The sequence below is a fragment of the Streptomyces sp. JW3 genome (genome assembly GCF_052216785.1).
Classification (GTDB): Bacteria; Actinomycetota; Actinomycetes; order Streptomycetales; family Streptomycetaceae; genus Streptomyces.
On record NZ_JBQOUX010000006.1, the window covers coordinates 44,087 to 71,018 of the forward strand.

At 71.8% G+C, this 26,932-nt stretch carries 27 protein-coding genes and 1 pseudogene; 7 read left to right on the forward strand and 21 right to left on the reverse strand.

Annotated features, from left to right (window positions below):
- Positions 1–69 precede the first annotated feature (69 nt).
- Genes ACTT8P_RS04415 through ACTT8P_RS04425 form a run of 3 tightly spaced genes read right to left on the reverse strand, consistent with a single transcriptional unit; the run spans position 70 to position 3,434 of the window.
- The gene (locus ACTT8P_RS04415) at positions 70–798 is read right to left on the reverse strand and encodes a prepilin peptidase (RefSeq protein ID WP_442830182.1); all 729 of its coding nucleotides are present in this window, start codon (positions 796–798) and stop codon (positions 70–72) included.
- Positions 795–2,534: a serine/threonine-protein kinase gene (locus tag ACTT8P_RS04420; protein ID WP_442830183.1), complete on the reverse strand. Its 1,740-nt coding sequence runs from the start codon at positions 2,532–2,534 to the stop codon at positions 795–797. Before ACTT8P_RS04420 ends, ACTT8P_RS04415 begins: the two co-directional genes overlap by 4 nt.
- Before the next feature lie 51 nt (positions 2,535–2,585).
- Positions 2,586–3,434 carry a menaquinone biosynthetic enzyme MqnA/MqnD family protein gene (locus ACTT8P_RS04425; protein WP_442830184.1) on the reverse strand — a complete coding sequence of 283 codons (849 nt, stop codon included), beginning with the start codon at positions 3,432–3,434 and terminating at the stop codon, positions 2,586–2,588.
- A 311-nt stretch (positions 3,435–3,745) separates the two neighbouring features.
- On the opposite strand from ACTT8P_RS04425, the gene ACTT8P_RS04430 reads away from it, so the two are divergent.
- Positions 3,746–3,949 (forward strand): cold-shock protein, encoded by a 204-nt coding sequence (locus tag ACTT8P_RS04430; RefSeq protein WP_004984723.1) that lies wholly within the window; start codon positions 3,746–3,748, stop codon positions 3,947–3,949.
- A 134-nt stretch (positions 3,950–4,083) separates the two neighbouring features.
- Positions 4,084–4,719, forward strand: coding sequence for a class I SAM-dependent DNA methyltransferase (locus ACTT8P_RS04435; protein WP_442830185.1), 636 nt, complete (start codon positions 4,084–4,086; stop codon positions 4,717–4,719).
- A 31-nt stretch (positions 4,720–4,750) separates the two neighbouring features.
- Here the strand turns inward: ACTT8P_RS04435 and ACTT8P_RS04440 are convergent, their stop codons facing one another.
- Both ACTT8P_RS04440 and ACTT8P_RS04445 read right to left on the reverse strand, forming a co-directional pair.
- Entirely contained in the window at positions 4,751–6,676 is a 1,926-nt protein-coding gene (locus ACTT8P_RS04440; protein WP_442830186.1) for an AMP-dependent synthetase/ligase, read from the reverse strand.
- A 304-nt stretch (positions 6,677–6,980) separates the two neighbouring features.
- Positions 6,981–8,267 carry an acetyl-CoA C-acetyltransferase gene (locus ACTT8P_RS04445; RefSeq protein ID WP_442830187.1) on the reverse strand — a complete coding sequence of 429 codons (1,287 nt, stop codon included), beginning with the start codon at positions 8,265–8,267 and terminating at the stop codon, positions 6,981–6,983.
- 129 nt (positions 8,268–8,396) lie between these two features.
- Between ACTT8P_RS04445 and ACTT8P_RS04450 the strand changes: the two genes are divergently transcribed.
- Positions 8,397–9,716 carry a 3-oxoacyl-ACP reductase gene (locus tag ACTT8P_RS04450; protein ID WP_442830188.1) on the forward strand — a complete coding sequence of 440 codons (1,320 nt, stop codon included), beginning with the start codon at positions 8,397–8,399 and terminating at the stop codon, positions 9,714–9,716.
- Positions 9,716–10,603 carry a MaoC family dehydratase gene (locus tag ACTT8P_RS04455; protein ID WP_442830189.1) on the forward strand — a complete coding sequence of 296 codons (888 nt, stop codon included), beginning with the start codon at positions 9,716–9,718 and terminating at the stop codon, positions 10,601–10,603. The genes ACTT8P_RS04450 and ACTT8P_RS04455 overlap by 1 nt, the downstream gene beginning before the upstream one ends.
- Before the next feature lie 28 nt (positions 10,604–10,631).
- Here ACTT8P_RS04455 and ACTT8P_RS04460 read toward each other — a convergent pair whose 3' ends face one another.
- The 8 genes from ACTT8P_RS04460 to ACTT8P_RS04495 all read right to left on the reverse strand — a co-directional run bounded on the left by ACTT8P_RS04460 (position 10,632) and on the right by ACTT8P_RS04495 (position 17,163).
- The gene (locus ACTT8P_RS04460; protein ID WP_442830190.1) at positions 10,632–11,342 is read right to left on the reverse strand and encodes a TetR/AcrR family transcriptional regulator; all 711 of its coding nucleotides are present in this window, start codon (positions 11,340–11,342) and stop codon (positions 10,632–10,634) included.
- Positions 11,343–11,398: 56 nt separating this feature from the next.
- Complete coding sequence (locus ACTT8P_RS04465; RefSeq protein ID WP_442830191.1) at positions 11,399–12,712, reverse strand: dicarboxylate/amino acid:cation symporter; 1,314 nt, start codon at positions 12,710–12,712, stop codon at positions 11,399–11,401.
- A gap of 306 nt (positions 12,713–13,018) precedes the next feature.
- Positions 13,019–13,318 (reverse strand): DUF4229 domain-containing protein, encoded by a 300-nt coding sequence (locus ACTT8P_RS04470; protein ID WP_442830192.1) that lies wholly within the window; start codon positions 13,316–13,318, stop codon positions 13,019–13,021.
- Between the two features lie 87 nt (positions 13,319–13,405).
- Positions 13,406–13,930: a GNAT family N-acetyltransferase gene (locus ACTT8P_RS04475; RefSeq protein ID WP_442830193.1), complete on the reverse strand. Its 525-nt coding sequence runs from the start codon at positions 13,928–13,930 to the stop codon at positions 13,406–13,408.
- A gap of 16 nt (positions 13,931–13,946) precedes the next feature.
- Positions 13,947–14,588: a UdgX family uracil-DNA binding protein gene (locus tag ACTT8P_RS04480; RefSeq protein ID WP_442830194.1), complete on the reverse strand. Its 642-nt coding sequence runs from the start codon at positions 14,586–14,588 to the stop codon at positions 13,947–13,949.
- Between the two features lie 144 nt (positions 14,589–14,732).
- The gene (mqnE, locus tag ACTT8P_RS04485; protein ID WP_442830195.1) at positions 14,733–15,896 is read right to left on the reverse strand and encodes an aminofutalosine synthase MqnE; all 1,164 of its coding nucleotides are present in this window, start codon (positions 15,894–15,896) and stop codon (positions 14,733–14,735) included.
- Positions 15,897–15,965: 69 nt separating this feature from the next.
- Entirely contained in the window at positions 15,966–16,421 is a 456-nt protein-coding gene (locus tag ACTT8P_RS04490) for an Lrp/AsnC family transcriptional regulator (RefSeq protein ID WP_189423099.1), read from the reverse strand.
- 52 nt (positions 16,422–16,473) lie between these two features.
- Positions 16,474–17,163: a UbiX family flavin prenyltransferase gene (locus tag ACTT8P_RS04495; protein ID WP_442830196.1), complete on the reverse strand. Its 690-nt coding sequence runs from the start codon at positions 17,161–17,163 to the stop codon at positions 16,474–16,476.
- A 91-nt stretch (positions 17,164–17,254) separates the two neighbouring features.
- On the opposite strand from ACTT8P_RS04495, the gene ACTT8P_RS04500 reads away from it, so the two are divergent.
- Positions 17,255–17,878: a rhomboid family intramembrane serine protease gene (locus ACTT8P_RS04500; RefSeq protein WP_442830197.1), complete on the forward strand. Its 624-nt coding sequence runs from the start codon at positions 17,255–17,257 to the stop codon at positions 17,876–17,878.
- Between the two features lie 4 nt (positions 17,879–17,882).
- On the opposite strand, the gene mqnP is transcribed toward ACTT8P_RS04500, so the two are convergent.
- Together mqnP and ACTT8P_RS04510 are read right to left on the reverse strand one after the other, a co-directional pair.
- Entirely contained in the window at positions 17,883–18,788 is a 906-nt protein-coding gene (mqnP, locus tag ACTT8P_RS04505) for a menaquinone biosynthesis prenyltransferase MqnP (RefSeq protein WP_442830198.1), read from the reverse strand.
- Entirely contained in the window at positions 18,785–20,236 is a 1,452-nt protein-coding gene (locus tag ACTT8P_RS04510) for a menaquinone biosynthesis decarboxylase (RefSeq protein ID WP_442830199.1), read from the reverse strand. Before ACTT8P_RS04510 ends, mqnP begins: the two co-directional genes overlap by 4 nt.
- Positions 20,237–20,303: 67 nt before the next feature.
- Between ACTT8P_RS04510 and ACTT8P_RS04515 the strand changes: the two genes are divergently transcribed.
- Positions 20,304–20,636 carry a PLD nuclease N-terminal domain-containing protein gene (locus ACTT8P_RS04515; RefSeq protein WP_442830200.1) on the forward strand — a complete coding sequence of 111 codons (333 nt, stop codon included), beginning with the start codon at positions 20,304–20,306 and terminating at the stop codon, positions 20,634–20,636.
- A gap of 240 nt (positions 20,637–20,876) precedes the next feature.
- Here the strand turns inward: ACTT8P_RS04515 and ACTT8P_RS04520 are convergent, their stop codons facing one another.
- Positions 20,877–21,104 carry an SDR family oxidoreductase gene (locus ACTT8P_RS04520; RefSeq protein ID WP_442830201.1) on the reverse strand — a complete coding sequence of 76 codons (228 nt, stop codon included), beginning with the start codon at positions 21,102–21,104 and terminating at the stop codon, positions 20,877–20,879.
- Positions 21,105–21,158: 54 nt separating this feature from the next.
- Here ACTT8P_RS04520 and ACTT8P_RS04525 point away from each other — a divergent pair, with 54 nt between their 5' ends.
- Complete coding sequence (locus tag ACTT8P_RS04525; protein WP_442830202.1) at positions 21,159–21,869, forward strand: hypothetical protein; 711 nt, start codon at positions 21,159–21,161, stop codon at positions 21,867–21,869.
- Positions 21,870–21,942: 73 nt separating this feature from the next.
- On the opposite strand, the gene ACTT8P_RS04530 is transcribed toward ACTT8P_RS04525, so the two are convergent.
- The 5 genes and pseudogenes from ACTT8P_RS04530 to ACTT8P_RS04550 form a co-directional block, all read right to left on the reverse strand.
- Complete coding sequence (locus ACTT8P_RS04530) at positions 21,943–23,634, reverse strand: protein kinase domain-containing protein (RefSeq protein ID WP_442830203.1); 1,692 nt, start codon at positions 23,632–23,634, stop codon at positions 21,943–21,945.
- Between the two features lie 73 nt (positions 23,635–23,707).
- The gene (locus ACTT8P_RS04535) at positions 23,708–24,580 is read right to left on the reverse strand and encodes a hypothetical protein (protein WP_442830204.1); all 873 of its coding nucleotides are present in this window, start codon (positions 24,578–24,580) and stop codon (positions 23,708–23,710) included.
- A gap of 18 nt (positions 24,581–24,598) precedes the next feature.
- Complete coding sequence (locus ACTT8P_RS04540) at positions 24,599–25,411, reverse strand: helix-turn-helix domain-containing protein (protein WP_442830205.1); 813 nt, start codon at positions 25,409–25,411, stop codon at positions 24,599–24,601.
- 266 nt (positions 25,412–25,677) lie between these two features.
- A pseudogene (locus ACTT8P_RS04545) lies at positions 25,678–25,782 on the reverse strand (DUF397 domain-containing protein); the annotation flags it as partial.
- Entirely contained in the window at positions 25,754–26,701 is a 948-nt protein-coding gene (locus tag ACTT8P_RS04550) for a helix-turn-helix domain-containing protein (RefSeq protein ID WP_442830206.1), read from the reverse strand. The gene ACTT8P_RS04550 and the pseudogene ACTT8P_RS04545, both read right to left, overlap by 29 nt.
- Positions 26,702–26,932: the final 231 nt, after the last annotated feature.

The window sequence follows — 26,932 nt, forward strand, 5'->3', positions numbered from 1 at the left end:
GGCGTCCCTTTCGTCAAGGGTTGTGGACGGACCGGTCCAGCGTACGCCAGCACTTTCGCGCCCCGGACGTCAGGCGGTGAACGCCCCCACCAGCAGACCGAGGAACGCCCCGCCGATCAGGAACGGCCCGAACGCGATCTGTGTGCCGCGGCCGGCCCGGCGGGTGACGAGGAGGCCGAGCCCGTACAGCGCGCCGAGCAGGAAGCCGGCGAAGGCGCCCAGCAGGAGCGTCGGCCAGCCGTACCAGCCGAGTACGGCGCCCGCCCCGAGGGCCAGTTTCACGTCGCCGAAGGCCATGCCGGAGGGGTTGAGGAAGAACAGGGCGTAGTAACCGGCGCCGAGCGCGAGGGTGCCGAGCAGCGCGGTGGGCCACGAGCCGACGTGCTCCGGCACCAGGGCGGCCAGGCCGAGCAGGACCAGGGCGGCACCGGCCAGCGGCAGGGTGAGCAGGTCGGGCAGCCGCCGTACCCGGACGTCGACCACGGTCAGCAGGACGGCGACCGGCGCGAGCAGCAGCCAGACGGCCAGTTCGGGCCGGGTGCCGGTGGCGGCGGCCAGGGCGGTGCAGGCGAGCGCGGTCACGGTGGCGGGGACGGCGGCGCCGGGGGCGTACGGCTGCCCGTCCCGCCCGCACCGGGCCCGGCCGAGCCAGCCGCCGACCGGGTGCCCGGCCGGGCAGGTGCCCCGCCAGTTCTCCCCGGGCGGCACGGAGAGGCGGTAGGCCGCGCGGGGCAGCAGCGCGCCCGCCGCCGCGCCCCACAGCGCCGCCACGACGACGACCAGCGACTCGGCGCTCATCCGGTGGCTCCGGTCTTCGACAGCCGGGCCTCGGGCCGGCCCGACTCCGCGCTGTCCGACTCGTAGCGCAGGTCGTCGCCGACGGGGGTGAGGCGGACGGTGTGCCGGGCCTGACCGCACACCCCCCGGTTCGCCGGGTCGCCCACGGCCGCCGCGACGATCCGCTCGTCCGTGACCTCGGTCAGGGTCAGTACGTCGTCGCAGGTGCCGCCGAGGATGTCGGTGTGCCGCATGGTGCCCAGTTCCTGGCCGACCCGCACCTCGGCGACGGTCAGCCGGAAGGTGCCCAGCGGCAGGTCACCGTCCCGGGCGGTGGCCTGGCCCTCCCAGGTGCCCAGGTAGGCGGCGGGGACGGAACCTCCGGCGGACGCGGACGCGGACGCGGACGGCGAAGTGGGTGAGGTGGGTGAGGTGGGTGAGGTGGGTGAGGTGGCGGCGGGTGGCCGCGCGGTGTCGTTCCCGGCGTCCCCGCCGCCGCTTCCGCCGCCCGGCAGCAGGTCGAGTACGAACACCGACCCGACCGTCACCGCCGCCAGCGCCCCGGCGACCGCCAGGGCCACCGTGCAGCTCACCTTGCGCGCCCGTCCGGGACCCGCCCCCTCCGACGCCGCCGTCACCGAGACGGAGACCCGGCCGGGGCCGCCCCCGGCCAGCGCGGTCGGCGGATGCGGCGGGGCGTCCCTGGGGGCGGGCACGGGCACCGACGCTGCCCCGGGCAGCGGCCCGACCGGCGGCGGCATCGGCGGCGGCGGTCCGAACCCACCGGAACCCGTCTCCCCCGCCCCCACCGCCGGACTGCTGAACCCGACCGGCCCGGAAGGTGCCCCCCTCGCCGCCCCCGCCTCCAGATTCAGCAGCTGTACGGCGCTCCGGCTGACCCGCTCCACCAGCGGTCCCGGCAGCCAGCCGGCCGTGACCAGCCGGGCCGCGCCCTCGGGGGCCAGCCGCCGGGCGAGTTCCGCGGGGGCCGGGCGGGCGGCGGGGTCCTTCGCCAGGCAGGCCGCGGCCAGCTCGCGCAGGTCACCGGCGAGGCCGTCCAGCTCGGGTTCCTCGTGGACGACCTGGTAGAGCAGCGCGGCCGAGGAGTCCCCGGGAAAGGGCGGCAGGCCGGTCGCCGCGACGACCAGGACGGCGCCGAGCGAGAAGACGTCGGCGGCGCCGGTGACGCCCTTGCCGAGGATCTGCTCGGGCGCCATGTAGCCGGGCGAGCCGACCGACACACCGGTCGAGGTCAGGGAGGCGGTGCTGTCCGTGGCGCGGGCGATCCCGAAGTCGATGAGAAGCGGGCCGTCAAGGGTGAGCAGCACGTTGGACGGCTTGACGTCCCGGTGCACGAGGCCGAGCGCGTGCACCGCCGTGAGCGCCTCGGCCAGGCCCGCGCCCAGCGCCCGTACCGTGTGCGCGGGCAGCGGGCCGCCGCCGTCCGCGACCGCCGCCGTCAGGGACGGTCCGGCCGCGTACGCCGTGGCCACCCAGGGCACCCGGGCGGCCGGGTCGGCGTCCAGCACCGGCGCGGTCCAGGCGCCGCCCACCCGGCGCGCGGCGTCCACCTCGCGCCGGAACCGGGCGCGGAACTCCTCGTCCAGCGCGAAGTGCGGGTGCACGATCTTCACCGCGACCGTGCGGCCGCCGGCGCTGCGGCCCAGGTAGACGCGGCCCATCCCGCCGGAACCCAGTCGGCCGAGCAGCCGGTAGGGCCCCACGGCGGTGGGTTCGTCGGCCTCCAGCGGGCGCATGGCGTCCACCCCTCCCCCGGTACGTGACCTCCAGGCAGGGTAGTGCTCCGCTCAGGGCTGGAGCAGATCCACCGTCACGTCCGCCGGGAACCCGGTGGTCGGTCCGACCCGGCGGGCGAACTCGGCGACCGCCGCGAGCTGCGGGGCCCCGAACCGGAAGTCGAGGGTGGTGAAGTACTTGGCGAGGGTCTCCTCGTCGAAGTCCTCCCAGCGGGCGGCCTGCTCGGCGACCTTGTCGACCTCCTCCAGGGAGAGGTTGCGGGAGGCGAGGAACGCCTCGTGCACCTTGCGGGTGATCACCGGCTCGCGCTCGGCGTAGTCGCGCCGGGCGGCCCAGACCGCGAAGACGAACGGCAGGCCGGTCCACTCCTTCCACAGCGCGCCCAGGTCGTGCACGGCCAGGCCGAAGCGGGGCCCGTCGAGCATGTTGGCGCGCAGCGCCGCGTCGCCGATCAGGACGGCCGCGTCGGCCTCCTGCATCATCAGGCTCAGGTCGGGCGGGCAGGTGTAGTAGTCCGGCTGGACGCCGAACCGCTCGGCGAGCAGCAACTGGGCGAGCCGCACGGAGGTGCGGGAGGTCGAGCCGAGGGCGACCCGGGCCCCGTCGAGCTGCTCCAGCGGCTTCTGCGAGACGATCACGCAGCTCATCACCGGGCCGTCGCAGCCGACGGCGATGTCGGGGAAGGCGACCAGTTGGTCGGCGTGCTTGAGGAACTCGACCAGGGTGATGGGCCCGATGTCGAGGTCGCCCCGCACCAGCTGCTCGCTGAGCTTCTCCGGGGTGTCCTTGGTCAGCTCGAAGTCGAGGAGCGTGCCCGTTCTCGCGAGCCCCCAGTAGAGGGGCAGGCAGTTCAGGAACTGGATGTGGCCGACACGCGGCCGGGTGCGAGAATTGTCCACATCGTGAGGCTAGCCCGCACCCCCGGACCGGCGGGCGCCGACCCCCGGCCGCCCCCGGGCGGTGCCCCGCGTCAGCCGGACGCCGCGCGCGTTCAAACATTCGGGTGAAGTGATCTTGAGCTCTGTTGCTTTCCGGCGCCTGCATGCTAGGCTCGCCGCAAGTTGCAGTTTGGTTTCCCTTGCAGTACAGAGCCTGCGGAGCATGTGACCGCGGGCTCTCGTCGTTCTCAGACATATGCAGTTGTGCAGAATTAAATCTTCACACTTGCTGGTTCTGGAGCAGGGCAACCCTTTGGGCCCAAGGAGGGCTTATGGCTACCGGAACCGTGAAGTGGTTCAACGCCGAAAAGGGCTTTGGATTCATCGCCCAGGAAGGCGGCGGCCCCGACGTCTTCGTCCACTACTCCGCGATCAACGCGACCGGTTTCCGGTCCCTTGAGGAGAACCAGCAGGTGTCCTTCGACGTCACGCAGGGCCCGAAGGGTCCGCAGGCTGAGAACGTCACCCCGGTCTGATCTGATCCTCTGATCCGGATCGAGCGCAGTACCCAAGGAGCCCCGCGCCTCGGCGTGGGGCTCCTGCCTTTGCCGCCGGCGCCCGGCGTCGGTACGGACGGGGATGTCAGTGGGGGCCACTACTCTCCGGCGCCATGACCACCACAGAGGACACCCGCGCCTTCTACGACACGATCGCCGAGGACTACGCCGACCACTTCCGCGGCGTCCATCTCACCAAGCCGCTGGACCGGGCCGTGCTGGCGGCGTTCGCCGAGCTGGTGGAGCAGGACCGGGGACCGGTGGCCGACCTGGGCTGCGGGCCCGGGTGGATCACCGCCCACCTCGCCTCCCTCGGGCTGCCGGTCTTCGGCCTGGACCTGTCGGAGGGGATGCTGGCGGTCGCCCGGCGGCACTACCCCGAGCTGCCGTTCGAGCAGGGCTCGATGCTGGAGCTGCCCGTCGCCGACGAGGCTCTGGGCGGCGCCGTGTCCTGGTACTCCACCATCCACACGCCGCTGGACCGGCTGCCGGCGCTCTTCGCCGAGATCCGGCGCGTGCTGGCCCCCGGCGCCCCGCTGCTGACCGCCTTCCAGGCCGGTGACGTGCCCCGGCGGCACGACCGGCCCTTCGGGCACCGCGTCACCCTGGACTTCGAGCGCCGGCGCCCGGAGCTGATGGCGGAGCTGCTCCAGGGGGCCGGCTTCGACGTCCGGCACCGGTTGGTCAGCGAGCCGGACGAGGCACTCGGCGAGCCGACTGCGCACGCCTATCTGATCGCCCGCCGCTGACCGGCGCCCTCAGCCCCCGTACCCGGCGCCCTCAGCCCCCGTACAAGGACTCCACCACCTCCGCGAAGTCCCGCATGATCACGTCCCGGCGGAGCTTCATGGAGGGGGTCAGATGGCCCGCGTACTCGGTGAAGTCGTGCGGCAGGACGGCGAAACGGCGGATGGACTCGGGGCGGGAGACGAGCTTGTTCGCCTCGTCGACCGCCCGCTGGAGGACGGTCCGCAGTTCCTCGTCGTCGACGAGCAGTTCCGGCGGCACCGGGTGCTTGCCGTTCATCCGGCGCCAGTGGGTGATGCCGTCGGGGTCGAGGGTGAACAGGGCGGAGACGTAGGGGCGGCGGTCGCCGAGCACCAGGCACTGGGAGATCAGCGGGTGCGAGCGCAGCCAGTTCTCCAGCGGGGCCGGGGCCACGCTCTTGCCGCCGGCCGTGATGAGGAGTTCCTTCTTGCGGCCGGTGATGGTCAGGTAGCCCTCGTCGTCCAGGCTGCCGAGGTCGCCGGTGGCGAACCAGCCGTCCGGCGCGGCGGGCACCACCCCGCCGGCCGCCGGGTCCCAGTAGCCGTGCAGGACCTGTTCGCCGGCGACGAGGATCTCGCCGTCGGCGGCGATCCGCAGCCGGGTGCCGGGCAGCGGCCAGCCCACCGTGCCCAGGCGCGGTTTGAGCGGCGGGGTCACGGTCGCCGCCGCGGTCGTCTCGGTGAGGCCGTACCCCTCGAAGATCTCGATGCCGGCGCCGGCGTAGAAGGCGGCGAGGCGGCGGCCGAGCGGGGAGCCGCCGCAGATGGCGTACTTGACCCGGCCGCCCATCGCGGCCCGGATCTTGCGGTAGACCAGCGGGTCGTAGAAAGCGCGGGACGTCTTCAGACCGCGGCCGGGGCCGCCGCCGGTACCGGTCTGGCGGCCCTCCAGCGCCTCCCCGTAGCGCACCGCCACATTGGTCGCGCGGTCGAAGACGGTGGCCCGGCCGCCGGACTCGGCCTTGGCGCGGGCGGTGTTGAAGACCTTCTCCAGCATGTACGGGATGGTGAGCAGGCAGGTCGGCCGGAAGGCCGCCAGGTCGGGGAGCAGCTCGGCCGGTTTCAGGCTGGGGGCGTGGCCGAGGCGGACCCGGGCCCGGACGCAGGCGACGGCGACCATCCGGCCGAAGACGTGCGACATGGGCAGGAAGAGGAGGATGGATGGTTCCTCGCCCTTGGCCTTGAAGACCGGGTAGAGCAGCTCGATGGCGTTGTCCACCTCGGCGAAGAAGTTGCCGTGGGTGAGCGCGCAGCCCTTGGGGCGGCCGGTGGTGCCGGAGGTGTAGATGAGGGTGGCCAGCGTGCTGGGGCCGAGCATGCCGCGCCGGACGCCGACCTCGGCCTCGGGCACCCGGTCGCCCAGCTCCGCGACCCGCGCCACATGGTCCTTCTCGACCACCCACAGGTGCTTGAGGTCGGGCAGCCGGTCCAGCTCCGGACCGAGCGCGGCGGCCTGCGCGGAGGTCTCGGTGACCAGGGCGACCGCGCCGGAGTCGTGCAGGATCCAGCGGGTCTGGAAGAGCGAGGAGGTCGGGTAGACCGGCACGGTCACCAGGCCGGCGGCCCAGGCGGCGAAGTCGAGGAGGGTCCACTCGTAGACCGTGCGGGACATGACGGCGATCCGGTCGCCCGGCGCCAGACCCTCGGCTATGAGCCCCCTGGCCAGCGCCAGCACCTGCGCGGCGAACTCGGCGGCGGTCACATCGGCCCACCGCCCGTCCGCCGTCCGGCGGCCGAGCACCACCGCGTCCGGCGCCGCCGCCGCGTTGTCGAACGGCAGGTCGGCGAGCGACCCGTGCCGCACCGACGGGGCGAACGGCGGTACGTACACCTCCCGTACGGCACCGTCCAGCCGCCGCGTCTCGGGCGCCACGAGCACGGGTCCGGGCGCGTCGCCGTAGGCGGCGGACGCGGCGAAGGAAGGAAGCGGAGTGGACACGGGCGGCTCCTGGGACGTGCAGCGGCGGCTCGGCTCGGCTGCATGACGTACGTGCCGGCTGCACCGGTGTTTCAGTGCTGTACCGGTGCTTGCACCGGTACAGCAGTGCTGCGCCGGTGCTTCAGTTGGTGCGCCGGTGTTTCAGTTGGTGCGCCGGTGGGACCGCGGGTGGCGGCCCGCGGTCGGCTTGGGGATCGTACGGGGCCCTCGTGGGGAGTTGGTGCGGGTTCCGGGACGGTCCGGGGACGGGGTTGTGCAACCTCCCGAGTTACCGGTAAGTAGCAGCATGTCGGCAGGCAGCGGCTCAGGCCCGTTCCAGTACCGCCGTCACGCCCTGGCCGCCCGCCGCGCAGACGGAGATCAGGCCGCGGCCCGGACCGTCCCGTTCGGCCAGCAGTTTGGCCAGGGTCGCCACGATCCGGGCGCCGGTCGCCGCGAACGGGTGACCGGTGGCGAGCGAGGAGCCGGCCACGTTCAGCCGGGCCCGGTCCACCGGGGCCAGCCCGCGCTTCTCCCAGGCCGCCAGCGTGGCCAGCACCTGGGAGGCGAACGCCTCGTGGATCTCGACCAGGTCGAAGTCCTCGATGCCCAGCCCCGCCCGCTCCAGCATCCGCGGCACCGCGTACGCCGGGGCCATCAGCAGCCCGTCCTCACCGCCCGCCACGTCCCCGTGCGGGAAGTCCACGGCGGCCGTCTCGTACGCCGTCAGGTACGCGAGCGGTGCCAGCCCGCGCGTCTCGGCCCACTCCTCACTGGCCAGCAGCACGGTCGCCGCGCCGTCGGTCAGCGGCGTGGAGTTGCCCGCCGTCATGGTCGGCTCGGGCCCGTCGGTGCCGAACACCGGCTTCAGCGCGGCCAGTTTCTCCGGGGTGGAGCCCGGCCGCAGGTTCTGGTCCCGCGCCAGGCCCCGGAAGGGGACCACCAGGTCCTGGAAGAAGCCGCGTTCGTACGCCGCCGCCAGCCGCTGGTGACTGGTGGCCGCCAGTTCGTCCTGGGCCTGGCGGCTCACGCCCCACGCGCGCGCGGTGATCGCGGCGTGCTCCCCCATCGACAGACCGGTGCGCGGCTCGGCGTTGCGCGGGATGTCGGGGACGAGATGACCGGGGCGGATGCGGGAGAGCGCCTTGACGCGAGCGCCCGTCGACTTCGCTCGCCGGGCCTCCAGCAGGATGCGCCGCAGCCGGTCGTTGACGCCGAGCGGCGCGTCGCTCGCGGTGTCCGCGCCGCCCGCGACCGCCGACTCGGTCTGACCGAGGGCGATCTTGTTGGCGGCGGCGATCACCGCCTGGAGACCGGTGCCGCACGCCTGCTGGACGTCGTAGGCGGGGGTACGGGCGTCCAGTGCCGAGCCGAGGACGGTCTCGCGGGCCAGGTTGAAGTCGCGGCTGTGCTTGAGGACCGCGCCGGCCACGAACTCGCCTACCGCGCCGGGTGCCTGGAGCCCGTACCGCTCCACCAGCCCGTTCAGGGCGGCGGTCAGCATCTCCTGGTTGGCGGCGGTGGCGTACGGGCCGTCGGAGCGGGCGAACGGGATGCGGGTACCGCCGACGATCGCGACCCGGCGGGCCCTGGGGGGCTCAAGGGGACTCATCTCGACCTGCTCCTCCACTAGACTTACCATCGGTAACCTTACTCTAGAGTAAGCAGAGCGTCGCAGAGTAGAGCAGAGCAGAGCAGAGCAGAACAGAGCAGAGCAGATCCGGAGCGCTGGGAGTCCCGCATGGCCGACCGTTATCTGAGCTTCACCGGCACCGCGCCGGGCCGCTTCCTCACCCGGCGGCTCGGTCTGCCGCAGCCGGCGCCGCTGCGCCGCTGGTCCCCCGGGCAGCCGGAACTCGACGGCGAGATCCTGCTGCTGACGGCCGGCCGGTCCGGCCTCGACCCGTCATCCCCGCTGTCGTCCCCGCTGTCGTTCCTGCCGGTGAAGGACGCCTCGGACCGGCCCGCCGCCGTCGTCCTGGACGCCACCGGGGTGCGGAACGTGCCGGATCTCGCCGAGGTGCACGCGGCCCTGCACCCGGTCGTCCGGTCGGTCGCCGCGAGCGGCCGGGTCGTCGTGCTCGGCGCCCCGCCCGCCGCCGACGACCACCACCAGGCCGCCGCCCAGCAGGCGCTGGAGGGCTTCACCCGCTCGCTCGGCAAGGAGATCGGCCGGGGCCGGACCGTCAACCTGGTCCGGCTCACCGACGCCCGCGCCGCCGAGTCCACGCTCCGTTTCCTGCTCTCCGCCAAGTCGGCCTACGTCAGCGGCCAGGTCATCGGCGTCGGTCCCACCGGCGGCCCGGTCACCGCGCCGGACGACCCGGCCCGGCCGCTCGCCGGGCGCACCGCCCTGGTCACCGGCGGCGCGCGCGGCATCGGCGCGGCGGTCGCCGAGACCCTCGCCCGGGACGGCGCCCGGGTCGTCGTACTGGACGTGCCGGGGGCCGAGCCGGACGCCCGGCGCCTCGCCGACCGGCTCGGCGGCACTGCCCTGTCGCTCGACATCACCGCCGCCGACGCGGGCGCCCGGATCGCCGCCGCGCTGCCGGACGGTCTGGACGTCCTGATCCACAACGCGGGCATCACCCGGGACCGCCGGCTGGTCAACATGCCGGCCGACCGCTGGAGTGCCGTCCTCGACGTCAACCTGGCGGCCGTCCTGCGCACCACGGACGCCCTGCTCGCCGCCGGCACCCTGCGCTCCGGCGGCCGGATCGTGGCCACGGCGTCCATCGCGGGCCTCGCCGGGAACGCCGGCCAGACCAACTACGGCGCCAGCAAGGCCGGGATCGCCGGCCTGGTCCGGTCGCTGGCGCCGCGCGCGCCGGCCGAGCACGGGGTGACGGTGAACGCGGTCGCGCCGGGCTTCATCGAGACCAGGATGACGGCGGCCGTGCCACTCCTCATCCGCGAGGCGGGCCGCCGGATGACCTCCCTCGGCCAGGGCGGCCTGCCGGTCGACGTCGCGGAGACCACCGCCTGGCTCGCCCACCCGGCCTCCGGCGCGGTCAACGGCCAGGTCGTCCGGGTCTGCGGCCAGAGTCTGCTGGGGGCGTAGTGACCACCACCGCGCGCACCGGCACGCTGACCAGCGCCCCCGCGCTGCCGCCGCTGCTGGCCCGGGGCGCCCTGCTCTCCCCCTTCAAACGCCCCCGCCCGGACGCGGAGTTCCCGCGCACCCGCCTGGTCCTGCCGGCCGTGCGCGCCGACCTGGCCCGGCTGGCGGCCTACGAACGGGTCTGCGGCTTCCCCTCCGGGGCGCCGGCGCTCCCGGTCACCTACCCGCACCTCATGGGGTTCCCGCTGGCCATGCGGCTGATGAGCGCGCGGGACTTCCCGCTCCCGCTGCTCGGCCTGGTCCACACGTCCCTCACCGTCACCCGCCGGGCCGCACTGCCCGCCGACGCGGCCCACGAGGTCGCCGTGCACGTCGCCGGACTGACCCCGCACCGGCGGGGCACCGAGGCGACGGTGGTGACGGAGGTACGGGCCGGCGGGAACGTCGTATGGGAGTCGTCCAGTACGTACTTGGCCCGCCACCGGACGACCGACCAGCCCGCCGCCGCCCCCCGGGCCGGCCAACCCGCCACCGCCCCCCGCGCCGAGCCGCCGGAACCGCTCCCCGTGCGCGCCGAGTGGCGCCCGGCCGGGGACACCGGCCGGCGGTACGCCGCCGCGTCCGGGGACCGCAACCCGATCCACCTCCACCCGCTCACCGCCCGCCTGTTCGGCTTCCCCCGGGCCATCGCGCACGGCATGTGGACGGTGGCCAGGTGCCTCGCGGAACACGGCACCCCGGAGGCGGTCACGGTACGGGCGTCATTCCGGGCACCGGTGCTGCTGCCGGGGACGGTGGCGTACGGGGCACGGGGCGAGCGGTTCGAGTTGCGGGGTCCGGACGGGCGGCTGCATCTGTCGGGCAGCGTCACCCCGGCCACCGCCTGACGAACCGGCTCCGCCTGCCGGGCGGCGGCTACCCCGCCTGAGCGACCGGCCGCCGCTCCTCGTCGAGGTCCTCCGGCGCGGTCCACGGCCGGTCCGCCATCAGGTTGCCCAGCCCCGCCCAGGCGAAGTTCATCAGGGTCGCCGCCGCCTGCTTGGCGGTGACGCCCTCGGTGGCGTTCGCCCAGTCGGCGAGCGACTCGGCGGCGCCGACCAGCGCCTCGGCCAGCCCGGCGACCTCGTGTCCGGGCAGATCCGGGTCGCGGTGCGCCTCACGGGCCGCCGCCGCGATCAGCTCGGTGACGAACGCGACGATCTCCTCGCGCATCGCGGCCACCTCGGCGGCGAACGGGGCGCCGTGCGTGCGGGCCTGGAGATGCAGCACCGCCCAGCCGTCCGGATGCCGGGCGGTGTGCTCGAAGAACGCCCGCAGCCCGGACCAGAGCTGGCCGTCGGCGGGCAGCCCGGACCGCACCCCGGCCCGCACCGCCGCGGTCAGCGCCCGCGCCTCGCGCCGGATGCAGGCGGTGAACAGATCTTCCTTGGAGTTGAGGTACAGGTACACCAGCGGCTTGGAAACGCCCGCGAGTTCGGCGATCTCGTCCATCGACGCGGCCCGGTAACCGCGCCGCCCGAAGGTGCGCACGGCGGCGTCCAGCATCTGCCGCTCCCGAACCGCCCGCGGCATCCGCTTGGCCCTGCCGACACCCGCACCCGCACCCACGCCTGCACCCACACCCATGCACATCAGCGTACGGCCCGCCCGGACTGATCCGGACGGACCGTACGCGCCCGCGCCTACGCGGCCGCCGCCGTCACCGGCTCGCGGTCGCGCACCGGCTCCGGCTCGTCGATCGGCGAGCTGTGCGCCGTGTCGTACGCCGTACGGTCGAGCAGCCCCTCCCGGGCCGAGACGATGACCGGGATCAGAGCCTGTCCGGCCACGTTGGTGGCCGTTCGCATCATGTCCAGGATCGGGTCGATGGCGAGGAGCAGGCCGACGCCCTCCATGGGCAGGCCCAGTGTGGAGAGGGTGAGGGTCAGCATGACCGTCGCGCCGGTCAGGCCGGCCGTGGCGGCCGAGCCGACCACCGAGACGAACGCGATCAGCAGGTAGTCGCCGACGTTCAGCTGGATGTCGAAGATCTGCGCGACGAAGATCGCGGCGATCGCCGGGTAGACGGCCGCGCACCCGTCCATCTTCGTCGTCGCGCCGAACGGCACCGCGAAGGACGCGTACTCCTTCGGCACGCCGAGCCGCTCGGTGACCTTCTGGGTCAGCGGCATGGTGCCGACCGAGGAGCGGGAGACGAAGGCGAGCTGGATCGCGGGCCAGGCGCCCTTGAAGAACTGGAGCGGGCTGGCCTTGGCGACGGTCGCCAGCAGCGTCGGGTAGACCACGAAGAGGACCAGCGCGCAACCGACGTAGATGTCGGCGGTGAAGGTCGCGTACTTGCCGATCAGGTCCCAGCCGTAGGTGGCGATGGCGTTGCCGATCAGGCCGACGGTGCCCAGCGGGGCGAGCCGGATGACCCACCACAGGGCCTTCTGGAGGAGCTCGAGGACGGACTCGCTCAGGGTGAGGATCGGCTTGGCCTTGTCGCCGAGCTGGAGGGCGGCGATGCCGGCCACGGCGGCCATGAAGACGATCTGGAGCACGTTCAGCTCGGTGAACGGCGTGATGACGTCGGTGGGCACGATGCCGGTGAGGAAGTCCAGCCAGGAGCCGGTGTGGTCGGGGGCCGCGCCGTCCTTCGGCGTGAGACCGGTGCCGGCGCCGGGGTTGGTGACCAGGCCGATGACGAGGCCGATGGCCACCGCGATCAGCGACGTGATCATGAACCAGAGGAGGGTGCGGGACGCCAGCCGGGCCGCGTTGTTGACCTTCCTCAGGTTGGTGATCGAGACCAGGATCGCGAAGAAGACCAGCGGGGCGACGGCCAGCTTCAGCAGGCCGATGAAGATGCTGCCGACCTTCTCCAGGGTCGTGACCAGCCAGGACACGTCCTGGCTGCGGGCGAGCCAGCCGAGCAGCACGCCCAGGACGAGACCGGCGATTATCTGCGCCCAGAAGGGCACCTTGAAGGACTGCGTGCGTGAGGACACGGACATGCTCCGTTGAAGGGGGACGGGACGCGCTGAACCGACGTCACGGAAGGGGAATAGCGGAAGGGGACGTCAGGGGCGACAGTGGGAGGACGCGCACCGGCAGAGGTCCACATGCAGGCGCGCCACGAGCGGAACGCTCGCGGGGAGATGGGGCGCGACTGCTGACTTCATGCACACGACTTTAACACCAATACTTTGGGACGCCCATAGCCTCTCTTTGGGAGGTCATCGGCGACCTTTTCCCCCACAACGCAAAGCGCCCCGGCGATCACCGGGGCGCTGGACGCGGTACGCGATACGCGGGAGGGGTCAGGAGGTCTGTCCCTGCGCGCGGGTGGCGTCGTCGGGGGTGTCCTCCTGGCTGCGGTTGGCCTCCAGGTTGGCCTTCATGCGGTCCACCTTGTTCACCACCTGCACGGAGGCCCGGTCCCGCTCGCCGCGCAGCACCACGAAACTGATCGGGGCGGAGATCAGCAGCGAGAGCAGCACGATCCACATGCCGTTGGAGTCACCGAGGCCGCTCGGGAAGACCCCGGCGTAGACGAGGCCCCAGACGACCACGAGGCAGCCCACGAAGATCCCGAGGCGCATCAGCGTGTAGCGGAGCATCTCAATCCACACTTCCGTTTCCGGCACAAAGAGGCATCGTCCAGTGAAGCACGCCGGGGCGCCCGCGCGGCAACGGGGGTACGGGCATCAGTCCAGCGACAGCAGCATGACGACGTCGTCGCGGTCGTCGCCGGGGGCCACCCGGATGGCGCCGGGGACCCGGCCGACCTCCTTGTAGCCGCAGGAGGCGTAGAACCGCTCCAGGCCGAGGCCGCCCCGGCAGGTGAGCCGTATCGCCTCGATGCCGTCGAGGCCGCGGGCGGCGTCCGCGGCGGCGGCCAGCAGATCGCGGCCGTACCCCTGTCCTTGATACCGGGGGTGCACCATCACCGTGTAGAGCCACAGCCAGTGGGTCATCAGCCGGTGGGTGTTGCGGGAGAGGAACGCGGTGGCGGCGACCCGCCCCTCCGCGTCGCGGCCGACCAGCAGCCGGGTCCGCCCCTCCGCCATGGCCACCAGGTGCTTGACCAGCTCGGGCCGGATCGTCTCCCGCGTCACCGGCGGCACGAACCCGACGGAGCCGCCCGCGTTGGACACGTCCGTCCACAGGTCGAGGACACCGTCGCGCAGGTCGGGGGTGACGGCCGGGTCGAGAGTGAAAGTAAGAGGCACGGATGAATAGTAACTATTACTTCAGCGTTCGTGCCGCCACCGTCAGGTCCGAGACCAGCCCCTGGTACGCGCCCTCCCGGTCATCCGCGCGCAGCACCGCCGAGGGGTGCACGGTCGGCAGCAGCCGCTCCGGCCGGCCGTGGATCTCCTCCTCCAGCACCGTGCCGCGCACCCGTGTGACCCGGAACGAGGAGCCGAGCAGCGCCTTGCCGGCGGTGGCGCCGAGCACGACGATCAGCTCGGGTTCGACCAGCGCCAGCTCGGCGGCGAGCCAGGGGCCGCAGGCGGCCGCCTCCCGCAGGGTGGGCGCCTTGTGGATACGGCGCTTGCGGGGCTCGGCCCGGGTGAACTTGAAGTGCTTGACGGCGTTGGTGACGTACGCGTCCGCGGGGTCGAGGCCGGCTTCGTCCAGCGCCCGGTCGAGCAGCTGGCCGGCGGGCCCGACGAAGGGCTTGCCCTGCCGGTCCTCCTGGTCGCCGGGCTGCTCCCCGACGAGCAGCACGCGGGCGTGCGGGTTTCCCCGGCCGAAGACCGTCTGGGTGGCGTCCTGGTGCAGGGGGCAGCCGCGGCAGCCGGCGGCGGCCTCGCGCAGCGCGGTCAGGCCGCCGTGGTCCGGCACGAAGGGGTCGGCGGTGTATTCGTCCTCGGGTGCTGACATGCGGGCCGGGTACCCGCCGTCGCGCCCCTGGAGGCACGTCCACCGCACGCCCCTGAGAGGGGCGCGGGGAACTGCGCGACCAGCCACGACGCACCCGCATCCGCATCCGCATCCGCATCCGCATCCGCATCCGGCGACGAAAGCTCACACCCGCATCGGCTGCGGCGCATCCCGGCGCCCCGCGTCAGGCCCCTCGAACTCCCGGATGATCTCGTACCGGGTGTTCCGCTCCACCGGCCGGAACCCGGCGTCGCGGATCAGGTCGAGCAGATCCTCCCGGGTCAGCTTGTTCGGCGTGCCGAAGTCGTCCGCGTCGTGCGTGATCTTGTACTCGACCACCGACCCGTCCATGTCGTCCGCCCCGTGCTGGAGCGCGAGCTGCGCGGTCTGCACCCCGTGCATGACCCAGAACACCTTCACGTGCGGCACGTTGTCGAACAGCAGCCGCGACACCGCGAAGGTCTTCAGCGCCTCCGCGCCCGTAGCCATCTGGGTCCGCGCCTGGAGCCGGTTTCTGACCTTGCCGTCCTTCAGGTCGACGAAGTCGTGCTGGTAGCGCAGCGGGATGAAGACCTGGAAGCCGCCGGTCTCGTCCTGGAGTTCGCGCAGCCGCAGGACGTGGTCGACCCGGTGCCGGGGCTCCTCGATGTGGCCGTAGAGCATGGTGCACGGGGTCTTCAGCCCCTTCTCGTGCGCCAGCCGGTGGATGCGCGACCAGTCCTCCCAGTGGGTGCGGTGGTCGACGATGTGCTGCCGCACCTCCCAGTCGAAGATCTCCGCGCCGCCGCCGGTGAGGGATTCAAGACCCGCGTCGATCAGCTCGTCGAGGATGTCGCTCGCGCTCATCCCGGAGATGGTCTCGAAGTGGTGGATCTCGGTGGCGGTGAACGCCTTCAGCGAGACATTCGGCAGCGCCGCCTTCAGCTCCCGCAGCGAGCGCGGGTAGTAGCGCCACGGCAGGTTCGGGTGCAGCCCGTTGACGATGTGCAGCTCGGTGAGGTTCTCGCCCTCCATCTCCTTGGCGAGCTTCACCGCCTCCTCGATGCGCATCGTGTACGCGTCCTTCTCGCCCGGCTTGCGCTGGAAGGAGCAGTAGGCGCAGGACGCCGTGCACACGTTGGTCATGTTGAGGTGCCGGTTGACGTTGAAGTGGACGACGTCGCCGTTCTTCCGGGTCCGCACCTCGTGCGCGAGGCCGCCGAGCCAGGCGAGGTCGTCCGACTCGTACAGCGCGATGCCGTCCTCGCGGGTCAGCCGCTCACCGGAACGGACCTTCTCCTCCAGCTCGCGCTTGAGCCCGACGTCCATACCCACACCCACACCTTTCTCCGACAACTCGACCAACGGTACGCCTGCCGTACGACTGCACCCGTACGACTACACCTCGTCCGGCAGCTCACCCACCCGGTTCTCCCACTTGGTGGAGAGCACGACGGTGGTACGGGTGCGGGAGACGCCCTTGGTGCCGGACAGCCGGCGGATGATCCGCTCGAGGCCGTCCACGTCGGTGGCGCGCACCTTGAGCATGTAGGAGTCGTCGCCGGCGATGAACCAGCAGTCCTCGATCTCCCGCAGTTCCTTCAGCCGCTGGGCGACGTCCTCGTGGTCGGCCGCGTCGGAGAGCGAGATGCCGATCAGGGCGACGGCGCCGAGGCCCAGTGAGGCGGCGTCCACCGTGGCCCGGTAGCCGGTGATGACGCCGGCCGCCTCCAGGCGGTTGATGCGGTCGGTGACGCTGGGTCCCGACAGGCCGACGAGGCGCCCCAGCTCGGCGTAGGAGGCCCGGCCGTTCTCCCGCAGGGCCTGGATGAGCTGCCTGTCCACCGCGTCCATGGATCGAAGCCTTCCGATATGTGATTCGTGCGGAGTTCTCAAGTACAGGGGTTCAAGAGGTGGTGGTACGGGACGCGCTGCCCAGCTCGCCCGCCCAGCGGCGGTACAGCCCGTGCGGTACGCCCGCCGCGTCGAGAACCCGGCCGGCCACGAAGTCCACCAGGTCCTGGATGTGGGTGGCGCCCGCGTAGAAGGCCGGCGAGGCGGGGACGACGGCGGCGCCCGCGTCGTCCAGGGCGACCAGATGCCGCAGGGTCGTCCCGTTCAGCGGCGTCTCGCGGACGGACACGACCAGTCGGCGCCCCTCCTTCAGGGTGACGCTCGCCGCCCGCTGCAACAGGTCCTTGGACAGCCCGAGCGCGACCCCGGCGACGCACGCCGTGGAGGCGGGCACGATGAGCATCCCCTTGGCGGGGTACGAGCCGGAGGACGGCCCGGCGGCCAGGTCGCCCGCGTTCCAGTACCGCACCGCGTCGAGGTCGACGGCGAAGGTGTCCGGCTTGCCGTCGGCGCCGCGGGCGAGCCATTCCCGCAGGTCGTCCCGCCAGTGGGCGTCCCGGAAGGAGATGCCGGTCTCGTCGAGCAGGGTGAGCCGCGAGGCCCGGCTGACCACCAGGTCGACGCTCTCGCCGGCGGCGAGCAGGGCCCGCAGGACCGAGGCGGCATACGGAGTGCCGGAGGCACCTGACACCCCTACGATCCAAGGCGTACGCGCCGTCTCTCCTGGCTTGACTGGGTTCACGGGACCGAGCCTATAGGCAGCCGCCGGGTGGGAACCGGGCGAGGGGGCGGGGCGTTCACAGGAAGGGACGGGCGAGTGGCGGGGGGCTGACATGGCGGGTACGGCACCGGGGGTGCGCGGGCGGCCGCAGTGGTCGCGCGGCGACCGGGCGAAGGCCGCCGCCCAGCTGATGGCGGGCTGGATCGCGCTGCTGTGGCTGCTGGAAGCGGCCGACGCGGTCAGCGGTCACGCGCTGGACCGCTTCGGCATCGTGCCGCGCACCGCGGCGGAGCTGGTGGACGTGGTCCCGGCCGCGTTCATCCACTTCGGCTTCGCCCATGTGGCCGCCAACACCGTGCCGCTGCTGGTCCTCGGCTTCCTCGCCGCGCTCGGCGGGATCCGCCGGTTCCTCGCGCTCTGCGCGCTGATCGTCGTGGCGGACGGGCTGGGCGTCTGGCTGATATCCCCCTCGGGCACCAACACCGCCGGTGCCTCCGGCCTGATCTTCGGCCTCTTCGGCTACCTGCTGGTCAGCGGCTTCACCGAGCGCCGCCCCCTGGGCATCCTGGCCGGCCTCCTGGTGGCCGCCGTCTGGGGCGGCTCCCTCCTCGCCGGCCTGGCCCCGACCCAGTCGGGCGTCAGCTGGCAGGGACACCTGATCGGGCTGGCGGCGGGGGTGGGGGCGGCGTTCGTGTTCCGACGCCGGCCCGCTCAGCCCCGCGCGCTCATACGGTGAGCCCTCAGACGGTCAGCCCCCGCACCAGCAGATCCAGCAGCGCGCACACGAACAGGGCGATCCCGATGAACCCGTTGACGCTGAAGAACGCCCGGTTCAGGCGGGACAGGTCGGTGGGGCGCACGATGGTGTGCTCGTAGCCGAACGCGCCCGCGACGATCAGCAGGCCCAGCCAGAAGAAGGCACCGGCGTCGGTGGCCAGCGCGTACCAGACGAACAGGGCCGTGGTCACGGTGTGGCAGCCGCGCGCGCCCCAGATCGCGGCTGGGATGCCGAACCGGGCCGGGACCGAGCGGACGCCGACCTTCCGGTCGGTCTCGACGTCCTGGCAGGCGTAGATCAGGTCGAAGCCGCCGATCCAGATGCCGACCGCGAGGCCGAGGATCACCGCGTCCCAGGACCACTCACCGGTGATCGCCAGCCAGCCGCCGATCGGCCCCATCGCCTGCGCGAGACCGAGGATGGCCTGCGGGAAGTTCGTGAACCGCTTGCCGTACGGGTACACCACCATCGGGATCACCGCGATGGGCGCGAGGGCGAGGCAGAGCGGGTTGAGCAGCGCCGCCGAGCCCAGGAAGACCACCACGGCGACGATCGCACCGGTCCAGGCGTGCTTGACCGACATCGCGCCGGTGACCAGTTCGCGGTGGGCGGTGCGCGGGTTCCGGGCGTCGATCTCGCGGTCGATGATCCGGTTGACGGCCATCGCGAAGGTGCGCAGACCCACCATGCAGATGGTCACCAGGAGCAGCCGGCCCCAGTGGATGTTCCCGTCCATGAGGAACATCGCGGTCAGCGCGGCGATGTAGGCGAAGGGCAGCGCGAACACCGAGTGCTCGATCATCACCAGGCGCAGGAACGCCTTGGTGCGCCCCGGCTGCTGCGGCAGCGCGGCGGAAGCCGACGTCACAGTCCGTACTCCTTCCAGCGGCGGTCGACCTTCGCCGCCGTATCCGGGTCGGACAGCACCATGTCCGGCCAGCCCCCGTCGCGGGTGTACCCCTCCTCGGGCCACTTCCTCGTGGCGTCGATGCCCGCCTTGCCGCCCCAGAACTGCTGGTAGGAGGCGTGATCAAGATGATCCACCGGACCCTCCGCGACCGTCAGGTCCCGGGCGTAGTCCGTGTTGCCGAGGGCCCGCCAGGCGACCTCGTGCAGATCGTGGACGTCGCAGTCGGAGTCCACGATCACGATCAGCTTGGTCAGGGACATCATGTGCGCGCCCCAGATGGCGTGCATCACCTTCTGGGCGTGTTTGGGGTACTTCTTGTCGATCGACACGATCGCACAGTTGTGGAAGCCGCCCGCCTCCGGGAGGTGGTAGTCCACGATGTCCGGCACGATGATCTTCAGCAGCGGCAGGAAGAAGCGCTCGGTGGCCCGCCCCAGCGGCCCGTCCTCGGTCGGCGGGCGGCCCACCACGATCGACTGGAGCAGCGGCCGCTTCCGCGTCGTCACGCAGTCGATGGTCAGCGCGGGGAACGGTTCCTGCGGGGTGTAGAACCCGGTGTGGTCGCCGAACGGCCCTTCGGGCAGCGTCTCGCCGGGCTCCAGCCAGCCCTCGATGACGACCTCCGCCTGCGCGGGCACCTGGAGCGGCACCGTCTTGCAGTCGACCATCTCGATCCGCCTGCCCTGGAGGAACCCGGCGAACAGGTACTCGTCGATGTCCCCGGGCAGCGGGGCGGTGGAGGCGTACGTCACGGCCGGCGGACACCCGAAGGCGATCGCGACCGGCAGCCGCTCACCGCGCCGGGCCGCGACCGCGTAATGATTCCGGCTGTCCTTGTGGATCTGCCAGTGCATGCCGATGGTGCGCTTGTCGTGGCGCTGGAGGCGGTAGAGGCCGAGGTTGCGGATGCCGGTCTCGGGGTCCTTCGTGTGGGTGAGCCCCAGGTTGAAGAAGGAGCCGCCGTCCTTCGGCCAGGTGAAGAGCGCGGGCAGCCGGTCGAGATCGACGTCGTCCCCGGTGAGCACCACCTCCTGCACCGGCGCCTCTTTGACCTTCTTCGGCGGTACGTGGGTCATCGCGCCGAGCTTGCCGAACGCCTCGCGCACCCCGACGAACCCGTGCGGCAGCTCGGGCCGCAGCAGCCCGCCGATCTTGTCCGAGATGTCCTCGTACGACTTGAGGCCCAGCGCCTTCAGCAGCCGGCGGTCGGTACCGAAGACGTTCATCGCCAGCGGCAGGTCGGAGCCCTTGACGTTCTCGAACAGCAGGGCGGGACCGCCGGCCTTGTTCACCCGGTCGACGATCTCCCCGACCTCCAGGTGGGGGTCGACCTCGGCCTTGACACGCTTGAGGTCGCCCTCGCGTTCCAGTGCCCTGAGCAGGGAGCGAAGATCGTCGTAAGCCATGCCGTCCAGTATCCCCGAGCCGATACGCTGACCCCGTACCGCCCACCGCTTTCGCTGGAGAGGCCCCATGCTGCGGGTGCTGATGTTCCTCGTGCCACTGGCGTTGAGCGTCTACGCGTTCATCGACTGCATCAGCACGAAGGACGAGGACGTCCGGCACATGCCGAAGCCCCTGTGGGCGATCCTCGTCCTCCTCTTCCCGCTGGCCGGCTCGATCTCGTGGATCATCGCGGGGAAGAAGCGGCAGCCGGCGACCGGACCGGGCCGCTTCCAGGCCGGCGGCGGCCGGGGCCAGTGGGTCGCCCCGGACGACAATCCGGAGTTCCTGAAGTCCCTCGACGAGGACAAGCCCCGCAAGGAAGAGAAGGAAGAGAAGGACGAGGACCCGAAGAGCGACTAGGCGGCCGTGCGGGCGCCCTGGTGTCACCCAGCGGGGGCCGCGAGGCTGTCGGTGAACAGGTCCAGGAGCCTTCTCGCGCACGCCCCGGGGTCGTCCGGCCCGGTGGTACCGAGGAGGCGCAGACCGCGACGGTCACGTCCACGGCGTCGAGTCCGTCCCCCATACTGCGGTCCACGGCAGACGCTTCCTCGTCGAACGGGTCCGCGAACGGGTCCGCGCGGGCGAACCGTCGCCCACCGGTCAGACTTGGCCGTATCCGCCGTCGACCTGGTAGTCGGCTCCATTGACGTGCGAGGCCGCGTCCGAGGCGACGAACGCGATCACGGCGGCGACCTCCTCCGGGGTGCCGGCCCGTGTCATGGGGGTTCCGGCGCCCATCTTCGCGAAGAACGCGCTCCGTTCCTCCTCGGTCGGAGCCAGTTGCGTGATGGCCGGCGTGTCCGTGGGCCCCGGGCTGACGACGTTCACCAAGATCATCCCGCCCGCGGCCAGCAGCCATCGGGCGGTCCTTAGAGTGAGCGGATGGTCGAACCCAATGTGCGGGATATGCGCGCGGGGCTGCCTGCGCACGCGATCGAGGTCGGAACTGAGCCTCTGACCCGGCCGACGCGGAACTCGGTGGGCGGCTGGCCGTTCCTCGACGAGGACCAGGAGTGGCCGGAGTGTTTCTGCGGCGAGCGGATGGCGCTGTTCTTCCAGCTCGACATCCCCTTGGACCTGGAACCTTTCGGCGGAGATCACCTGTTGGTCTTTCACTGCCGCGCGCACAACGACGCATCCGACCCGCATTTGACTGGCGGCCGACTCGTGCCCCGGTACTGGGACGCTCCACAGCCGCCCTATCCGGGTCCGTTCTGGAGCCTGCTGCTCCAGCGCCACGCAACACTTCCGGCGGCGGATTCCGAACCATCCCTGTGCGCCCTACCACTGACCCTGCGCCCCTTCGTGGACAACCTCAACGCGCGAGGGCTGGGAGCCCAGACATTCAAAGTGGGCGGTACGCCGTCCTGGGCGCAAGCCCCCGAGTTCTACCGGTGCGCGTGCGGCGCCGATCTGGTGCACCTGTGCCAAGTGCCGGAGGGTATGGAATTCGCCGTCTACCCGGGCCAACCAGAGCAGCCCCACAGCATCAGTGTTGATGCCTACGGGCTCTTCCTCGGCAACGAGGTCTATCTGCTGGCTTGCCCGGCCCACTGCGACCCGGCTGCAGTCTGGCCGGTGAACCAGAACTGAACCTCGACATCGCCGACCTACCCGGCGGACGAGCATGCCGGCCAGCACCCGTAGATCATTTACGGGACGTCCCTCAGCGCGGAAGCGTCCTGACCTGCTCCGGGCCGAGTGCCCGGTCGAAGACCTGTACCTCCCGGATGAGCCCGGGGAAGAAGTCGACGGGCTGATTGCCGTAGGAGGCTCTGCCGATGGCCAGGGGGCCGTTCGCGGCGATCGGGTTGGTGTCCTCGACGACCGCCTCCTGGACGCCGTTGACATACAGCCGCAGCCTGCGGTCCGGCCCCTCGCAGACCCCCGTCAGATGGGTCCACACACCCACCGCGGGCACCGTGCTGCTGACGGCCCGCACATCGGGGCGGGCGAAGGCCCAGCGCTTCTCGGCACTGGAGTACTGGAGGTAGAAGCCGCTGGCCTCGTCGGCGTCCTGACTGACGGCGGTCGCGAAGGTACCCGGCACGGCGGTGAGCCGGACCCACGCGGCGACGGTGAAGCCATGGCCCGCTCCGGTCTGCAACGCCGGCCCCGAGGTGATGATCTGACTGCTGGTCCCGTCGAACAGGGCCCCGCCGTCAGTACTGGTCCCCCAGGTGACGCCGGTCGCGGTGCCGTTGTTGCCGCCGGCGGTGTCCCGTACGACCGTTCCGGACGTCTCGTCGAGGGGCCAGTGTCCGAACGGCTTCGATGCCTTCGACGCGGAGGCGGACGGACTGGGCGAGGGAGAGGCGGCGGCGCCCTCCGTACTCCCGGTGGCCGACGACCGATTGAGCCAGAACCCGGTGCCGACGGCCGCCACGGCCAGCACCCCGGCGCCGGAGAAGAGGAACGCCCGGCGGCCATGCGCGGGAACGACCGGTACCGGTGGTGGCGGGGCGGCCGGTGGCGGGGCGAGCAGGGTCGGTTGGTGCTGCCCCGCCGGGTACGGCTGCGGCTGCGGATACGAGAGGACGGTCGCCCCCGCTCCCCCCTGCGGGCCGATCCGCGTCAGGATCTCGCGCGGGGTCGGCCGGCGGGCCGGGTCCTTGGCCAGACAGTCGGCGAGGAGGGCGCGCAGCGCCGGGTCGGCGATGGCACCGACGTCGGGGGCGTTGTGCACGACGCGGTAGAGGAGGGCGGGGGTCGGTCCGCCGCCGAACGGGTTCTGCCCGGTCGCCGCGAAGGCCAGCACCGCGCCGAGACAGAAGACGTCACTGGCCGGGGTCACCTCGGCCCCGTTGACCTGCTCGGGAGACATGAACCCCGGCGAGCCCGCCATCTGCCCCGGCTCGGTCAGTGAGTCGCCCTCGACGCTGCGCACGATCCCGAAGTCGATCACCCTGGGGCCGTCCTCGGCGAGCAGCACGTTGGACGGCTTGAGGTCGCGGTGCACGAGGTGGGCGGCGTGGATCGACCGCAGTGCCTCGGCGAGACCGGCGGCGAGCGCGGTCGCCGCCCTGCTGTCGAACGGCCCCCGCTCGGCCACCGCCTGCTCCAGCGACGGCCCGGCGATGTAGCTGGTCACCAGATACGGCAGCGGCGCGTCCGGATCGGCGTCGATGACGGGGGCGGTGAAGGCGCCGCTGACCATCCGGGCGGCCTGCACCTCGCGCCGGAACCGGTCCCGGAACTCCGGCCGCCGCACCAGCCCCTCGTGCACCACCTTGACCGCGACGAGGCGTCCGCCGGGCGACCGGCCGAGGTAGACCCGCCCCATGCCGCCCGCGCCCAGCCGTCCCACCAACTGGTACTCCCCGACAGAGCGCGGATCGTCCGGCTCCAGCGCTGACACACATGCCTCCTGGCGTACGACCGGCCTCTATGCGGGAGGCCCAGCATAGAGGCCAGTCGAACACCCGCCCGACCTACTCCTCCTCGAAGATCGTCTCGGCGGTGGGGGCAGTCACGGCCCGGGTGAGCCAGCGGCGGAGGATCTCGGGGTCGGCGCATCCGGTCACTCGGCCTCGGACGTCGTCCGAGACGTCGAGCCCACGCTGCTCCAGGACGAGCAGGACGTCAGCGGCACCTTGTTGGGCACGGCCTTCGTCCCGGATCTCTTCCGAGATGTAGGACTTGTAGAAGGAGAGGTCCACGGCCACCAGGTTCCTCCAAAGTTGCTTGGCCGGGCGGTTGCCCAGGCCCTGTGCGGTGAATTCGACGATCGGTTCCAGGATGTCTTCGGGCACGTCCCGCAACGCTGTGGACAGCGTCTTCAGTATCGCATTGACGGCCGTGTCGGCAGCGTGCGTAATAGCCGCCAGGCTGGCCAGGAACAGGTCGGCGCGGGCCTCTTCCGGGTCAGTGATCACGGGCATGTTGTGCGGACCGGCGACCACGGGCTGCAACGTGAGAGTGGGCAGTTGCAGCGGCCCGCTGCTCACAGCCCGCTGAGCCCACTTCGCCGTGGCGTGGTCCTGGCACACCACGAGCAGAGCCGTCGGCACCCGGTACTTCGTCCACAGGTACGACACGTAGTACGCCCAGCTCGCGGGCTTGTCCGGGTCCTTCTTGCCCTGGGCCTCGACGGCCAGGAGGAAGGGGCCCTGGTCGGCCGTCTCGAAGCGCAGGAGCGTGTCCACGCGGCGTTCGACGGGACCGGTCTCGGTGAGGTCGGTCGGCAGGACGGTCGCGCTGACGGGCGTGGGAATCTCCACGCCGAGATAGCGCGAGACCCGGCTGAACAGCCCCGGGTCATGCTGGAAGATGCGGTGCATCGCCTCGTGAGGCGGGCTGACCATGAGGTTCCTTGTCTTGGATCAGTGGTGCTGGGTGGACCGGCAGTCGCGGCAGCGGGTGCCGGGTTCTGCGGCGCGGATGCCGCGGTCGCAGCCGTCGCAGTTGCTCAGGGGGTGAATCACCGGCGGTGGTGCGGCCGGGGCGCGGAACGGGGGCGGAGGTGGCAGCAGCGCCGTCAGGCGGTGGGCCAGCAGGGCGGCCGGGCGGCGTACGCCCTCGGGTGGCAGCCCGTCGGCCAGGGCGTGGCGTACGGCGGCGGGCGTGACGTCCCGTTCCAGCCAGGCGGCGACGCCCGGGGCCAAGTGGGCCGTGTCGCAGGCGGAGAGGAGGAGACGGGAGTCGTGGTGGCGCAGTCCCGCGATGAGATCGGTGGCCTGCTGGAGCAGTGCCGGGGCCTCGCAACTCGGCTGCGGTACGGCGGGCAGAGCGCGCTTCTTCGGTTTCCGGGGCGTGTGTCGTCGTTCCGGGGCCGGGCGGCGGTGCCGGCGCGCGGCTGCCGCTGCGGGGTTGTTGCAGGAGACGGTCCGGGTGACGATGCGGCCCCTCGGGGTGCGTTCGCGCTCCCGGCGCAGGTAGCCGTGGGTCTCCAGTTCGCGCAGGGCGGCGGAGATACGGGTCGCGCCCTCCTTGAAACGGGCGGTGAGGGTCTTGATGTCGACGTGCCGTCCGGCGGGCAACGACTGGATGTGCAGGCCCAGTCCGATGGCCAGCAGTGACAACTCCGGGTGCTGGGCGAGGTGGTTGCCGACCACCGTGAAGTTCGCGGTGTGGCGGACATTGTCGTGAATTACTCCCCCGGGGCGCGGGAGCACGGTAAGGTCGGTGGTACCCATCGGGAAGCTCCTACTTCCTCGGTGGTCAGGCCCTCGCAGTGGGATCGTTAGTCCCGGCGGGGGCCGACGCATGTCTGCGGTCTCGTTGCCCTGAGCGTGCGGGAGTTGGGCATCGAAAAGCCAGCCAGACCGCCGACATTCACCCACCCGAGTGATGCCGCGCCGTGGGCGGGAAGGGTGGGGCTTGGTGGGTTCTTTATTCCCCGAGAGTCCTTTATGGGTAGTCGCCCGCGACACCGCAACGCGGAAATCCGCGTCCCGGTGCGTCAGCGCAGGCCAGCGATAAATTTCACCCAGGCGGAACGGTTCAGCAGGAGGACGGGGCCGTCCGGGTTCTTGCTGTCACGGACGGGAACGGTGTCCATGAATCCGGGGGCCGCCTCGACGCAGTTGCCGCCGTTCTCTCCGCTGTAGCTGCTCTTGATCCAAGCCGTCGCGCTGACTTCGTGGCTGCCCATGGTGCCCGTATCCCTCCAACGCGTCGCCGATGAAAGCGGAAGACTCACTGGCCGACATGACATCTGCTCTGAGCACATCATAGGTATGGGCGTGCTGCGCATAGACGGCTGGATCGCAGGAGAAGTGGCCCCGGTCCAACGACTCCGAGTACACCCATCGCTCGCCCCCAGGGAGTTCGATGAGCGACATGGACACATTGGGCCGCAGCAACCGCGCGTAACGCGCGGGGGCGACCTGGACACGGATGTTGGCGCGGTGTCCGGCCTCCAGCAGAGCCGCGCACTGGTCTCGCATGACCTCCGCGTCGCCCACCACGTTCCGCAGGCAGCTCTCGTCCAGGACCGCGAAGTACGAGGGGCCGCCCTCGGACAGGAAGCGCTGCTGTCGACTGAGCCGGGCCCGGACGCGTTCCCGCAGTTCCTCGCCGTCCGCGACGCGGGCGAACAGCGCCGTCGCGTAGCGCTCCGTCTGCAACAACCCCGGAATGAGCCGCTCTTGATACTCCCGAAGGGAAACCGCCACCGCATCCATCTCAGCCCGGCGCCGGAACCAATCCGGATGCTCCACCTGCGGATACCAGTCGATCCGCCCCCACAGCTTCAGCAGCACCCCGCCCGTGCCCAGCAACGCGTCGCACGTGCGCGCGAACGTGTCCTGAGGTACCCGCGTACCCGACTCCACCCGCGCGACATGCGACCGGTCGCAGGGGATGCGCCTCGCCAGCTCGGTTTGCGTCAGGCCCGCCGCCTCCCGGAAATGCCGGAGCACCTCGCCGAACACCGCCGCCGTACTGGCTCCCGAGGCCGCACCCTCCGCGTTGCGCCGACTCACCCCAGCCCCTCCCCCGCCGTGCCAGTGCCCGAGTGTCACGCGGCAAGCATTGCTCCCCATGATTCCCCTGCGCAACGCTTATTACACACAGAGTGACGAGAGGGAATGGCATGGAACTGGGAGCGCTGCTCTACGATCCGCGTCGGCGCATGGTCGGGGAGTACCGGGACCGCCTGGGCGCTTATCTGATGCTCCGCCCGGTCGGCGGGGGCCGCGAGTGGGAGGCCGATC

Bases quoted from the DNA above. Each gene is read 5' to 3' on its own strand.
- ACTT8P_RS04415 (WP_442830182.1), bottom strand. From the start codon at position 798: ATGAGCGCCGAGTCGCTGGTCGTCGTCGTGGCGGCGCTGTGGGGCGCG.
- ACTT8P_RS04420 (WP_442830183.1), bottom strand. From the start codon at position 2,534: ATGCGCCCGCTGGAGGCCGACGAACCCACCGCCGTGGGGCCCTACCGG.
- ACTT8P_RS04430 (WP_004984723.1), top strand. From the start codon at position 3,746: ATGGCTACCGGAACCGTGAAGTGGTTCAACGCCGAAAAGGGCTTTGGA.
- ACTT8P_RS04435 (WP_442830185.1), top strand. From the start codon at position 4,084: ATGACCACCACAGAGGACACCCGCGCCTTCTACGACACGATCGCCGAG.
- ACTT8P_RS04445 (WP_442830187.1), bottom strand. From the start codon at position 8,267: ATGAGTCCCCTTGAGCCCCCCAGGGCCCGCCGGGTCGCGATCGTCGGC.
- ACTT8P_RS04450 (WP_442830188.1), top strand. From the start codon at position 8,397: ATGGCCGACCGTTATCTGAGCTTCACCGGCACCGCGCCGGGCCGCTTC.
- ACTT8P_RS04460 (WP_442830190.1), bottom strand. From the start codon at position 11,342: ATGGGTGTGGGTGCAGGCGTGGGTGCGGGTGCGGGTGTCGGCAGGGCC.
- ACTT8P_RS04465 (WP_442830191.1), bottom strand. From the start codon at position 12,712: ATGTCCGTGTCCTCACGCACGCAGTCCTTCAAGGTGCCCTTCTGGGCG.
- ACTT8P_RS04470 (WP_442830192.1), bottom strand. From the start codon at position 13,318: ATGCTCCGCTACACGCTGATGCGCCTCGGGATCTTCGTGGGCTGCCTC.
- ACTT8P_RS04480 (WP_442830194.1), bottom strand. From the start codon at position 14,588: ATGTCAGCACCCGAGGACGAATACACCGCCGACCCCTTCGTGCCGGAC.
- mqnE (WP_442830195.1), bottom strand. From the start codon at position 15,896: ATGGACGTCGGGCTCAAGCGCGAGCTGGAGGAGAAGGTCCGTTCCGGT.
- ACTT8P_RS04490 (WP_189423099.1), bottom strand. From the start codon at position 16,421: ATGGACGCGGTGGACAGGCAGCTCATCCAGGCCCTGCGGGAGAACGGC.
- ACTT8P_RS04500 (WP_442830197.1), top strand. From the start codon at position 17,255: ATGGCGGGTACGGCACCGGGGGTGCGCGGGCGGCCGCAGTGGTCGCGC.
- ACTT8P_RS04510 (WP_442830199.1), bottom strand. From the start codon at position 20,236: ATGGCTTACGACGATCTTCGCTCCCTGCTCAGGGCACTGGAACGCGAG.
- ACTT8P_RS04515 (WP_442830200.1), top strand. From the start codon at position 20,304: ATGCTGCGGGTGCTGATGTTCCTCGTGCCACTGGCGTTGAGCGTCTAC.
- ACTT8P_RS04525 (WP_442830202.1), top strand. From the start codon at position 21,159: ATGGTCGAACCCAATGTGCGGGATATGCGCGCGGGGCTGCCTGCGCAC.
- ACTT8P_RS04535 (WP_442830204.1), bottom strand. From the start codon at position 24,580: ATGGTCAGCCCGCCTCACGAGGCGATGCACCGCATCTTCCAGCATGAC.
- ACTT8P_RS04540 (WP_442830205.1), bottom strand. From the start codon at position 25,411: ATGGGTACCACCGACCTTACCGTGCTCCCGCGCCCCGGGGGAGTAATT.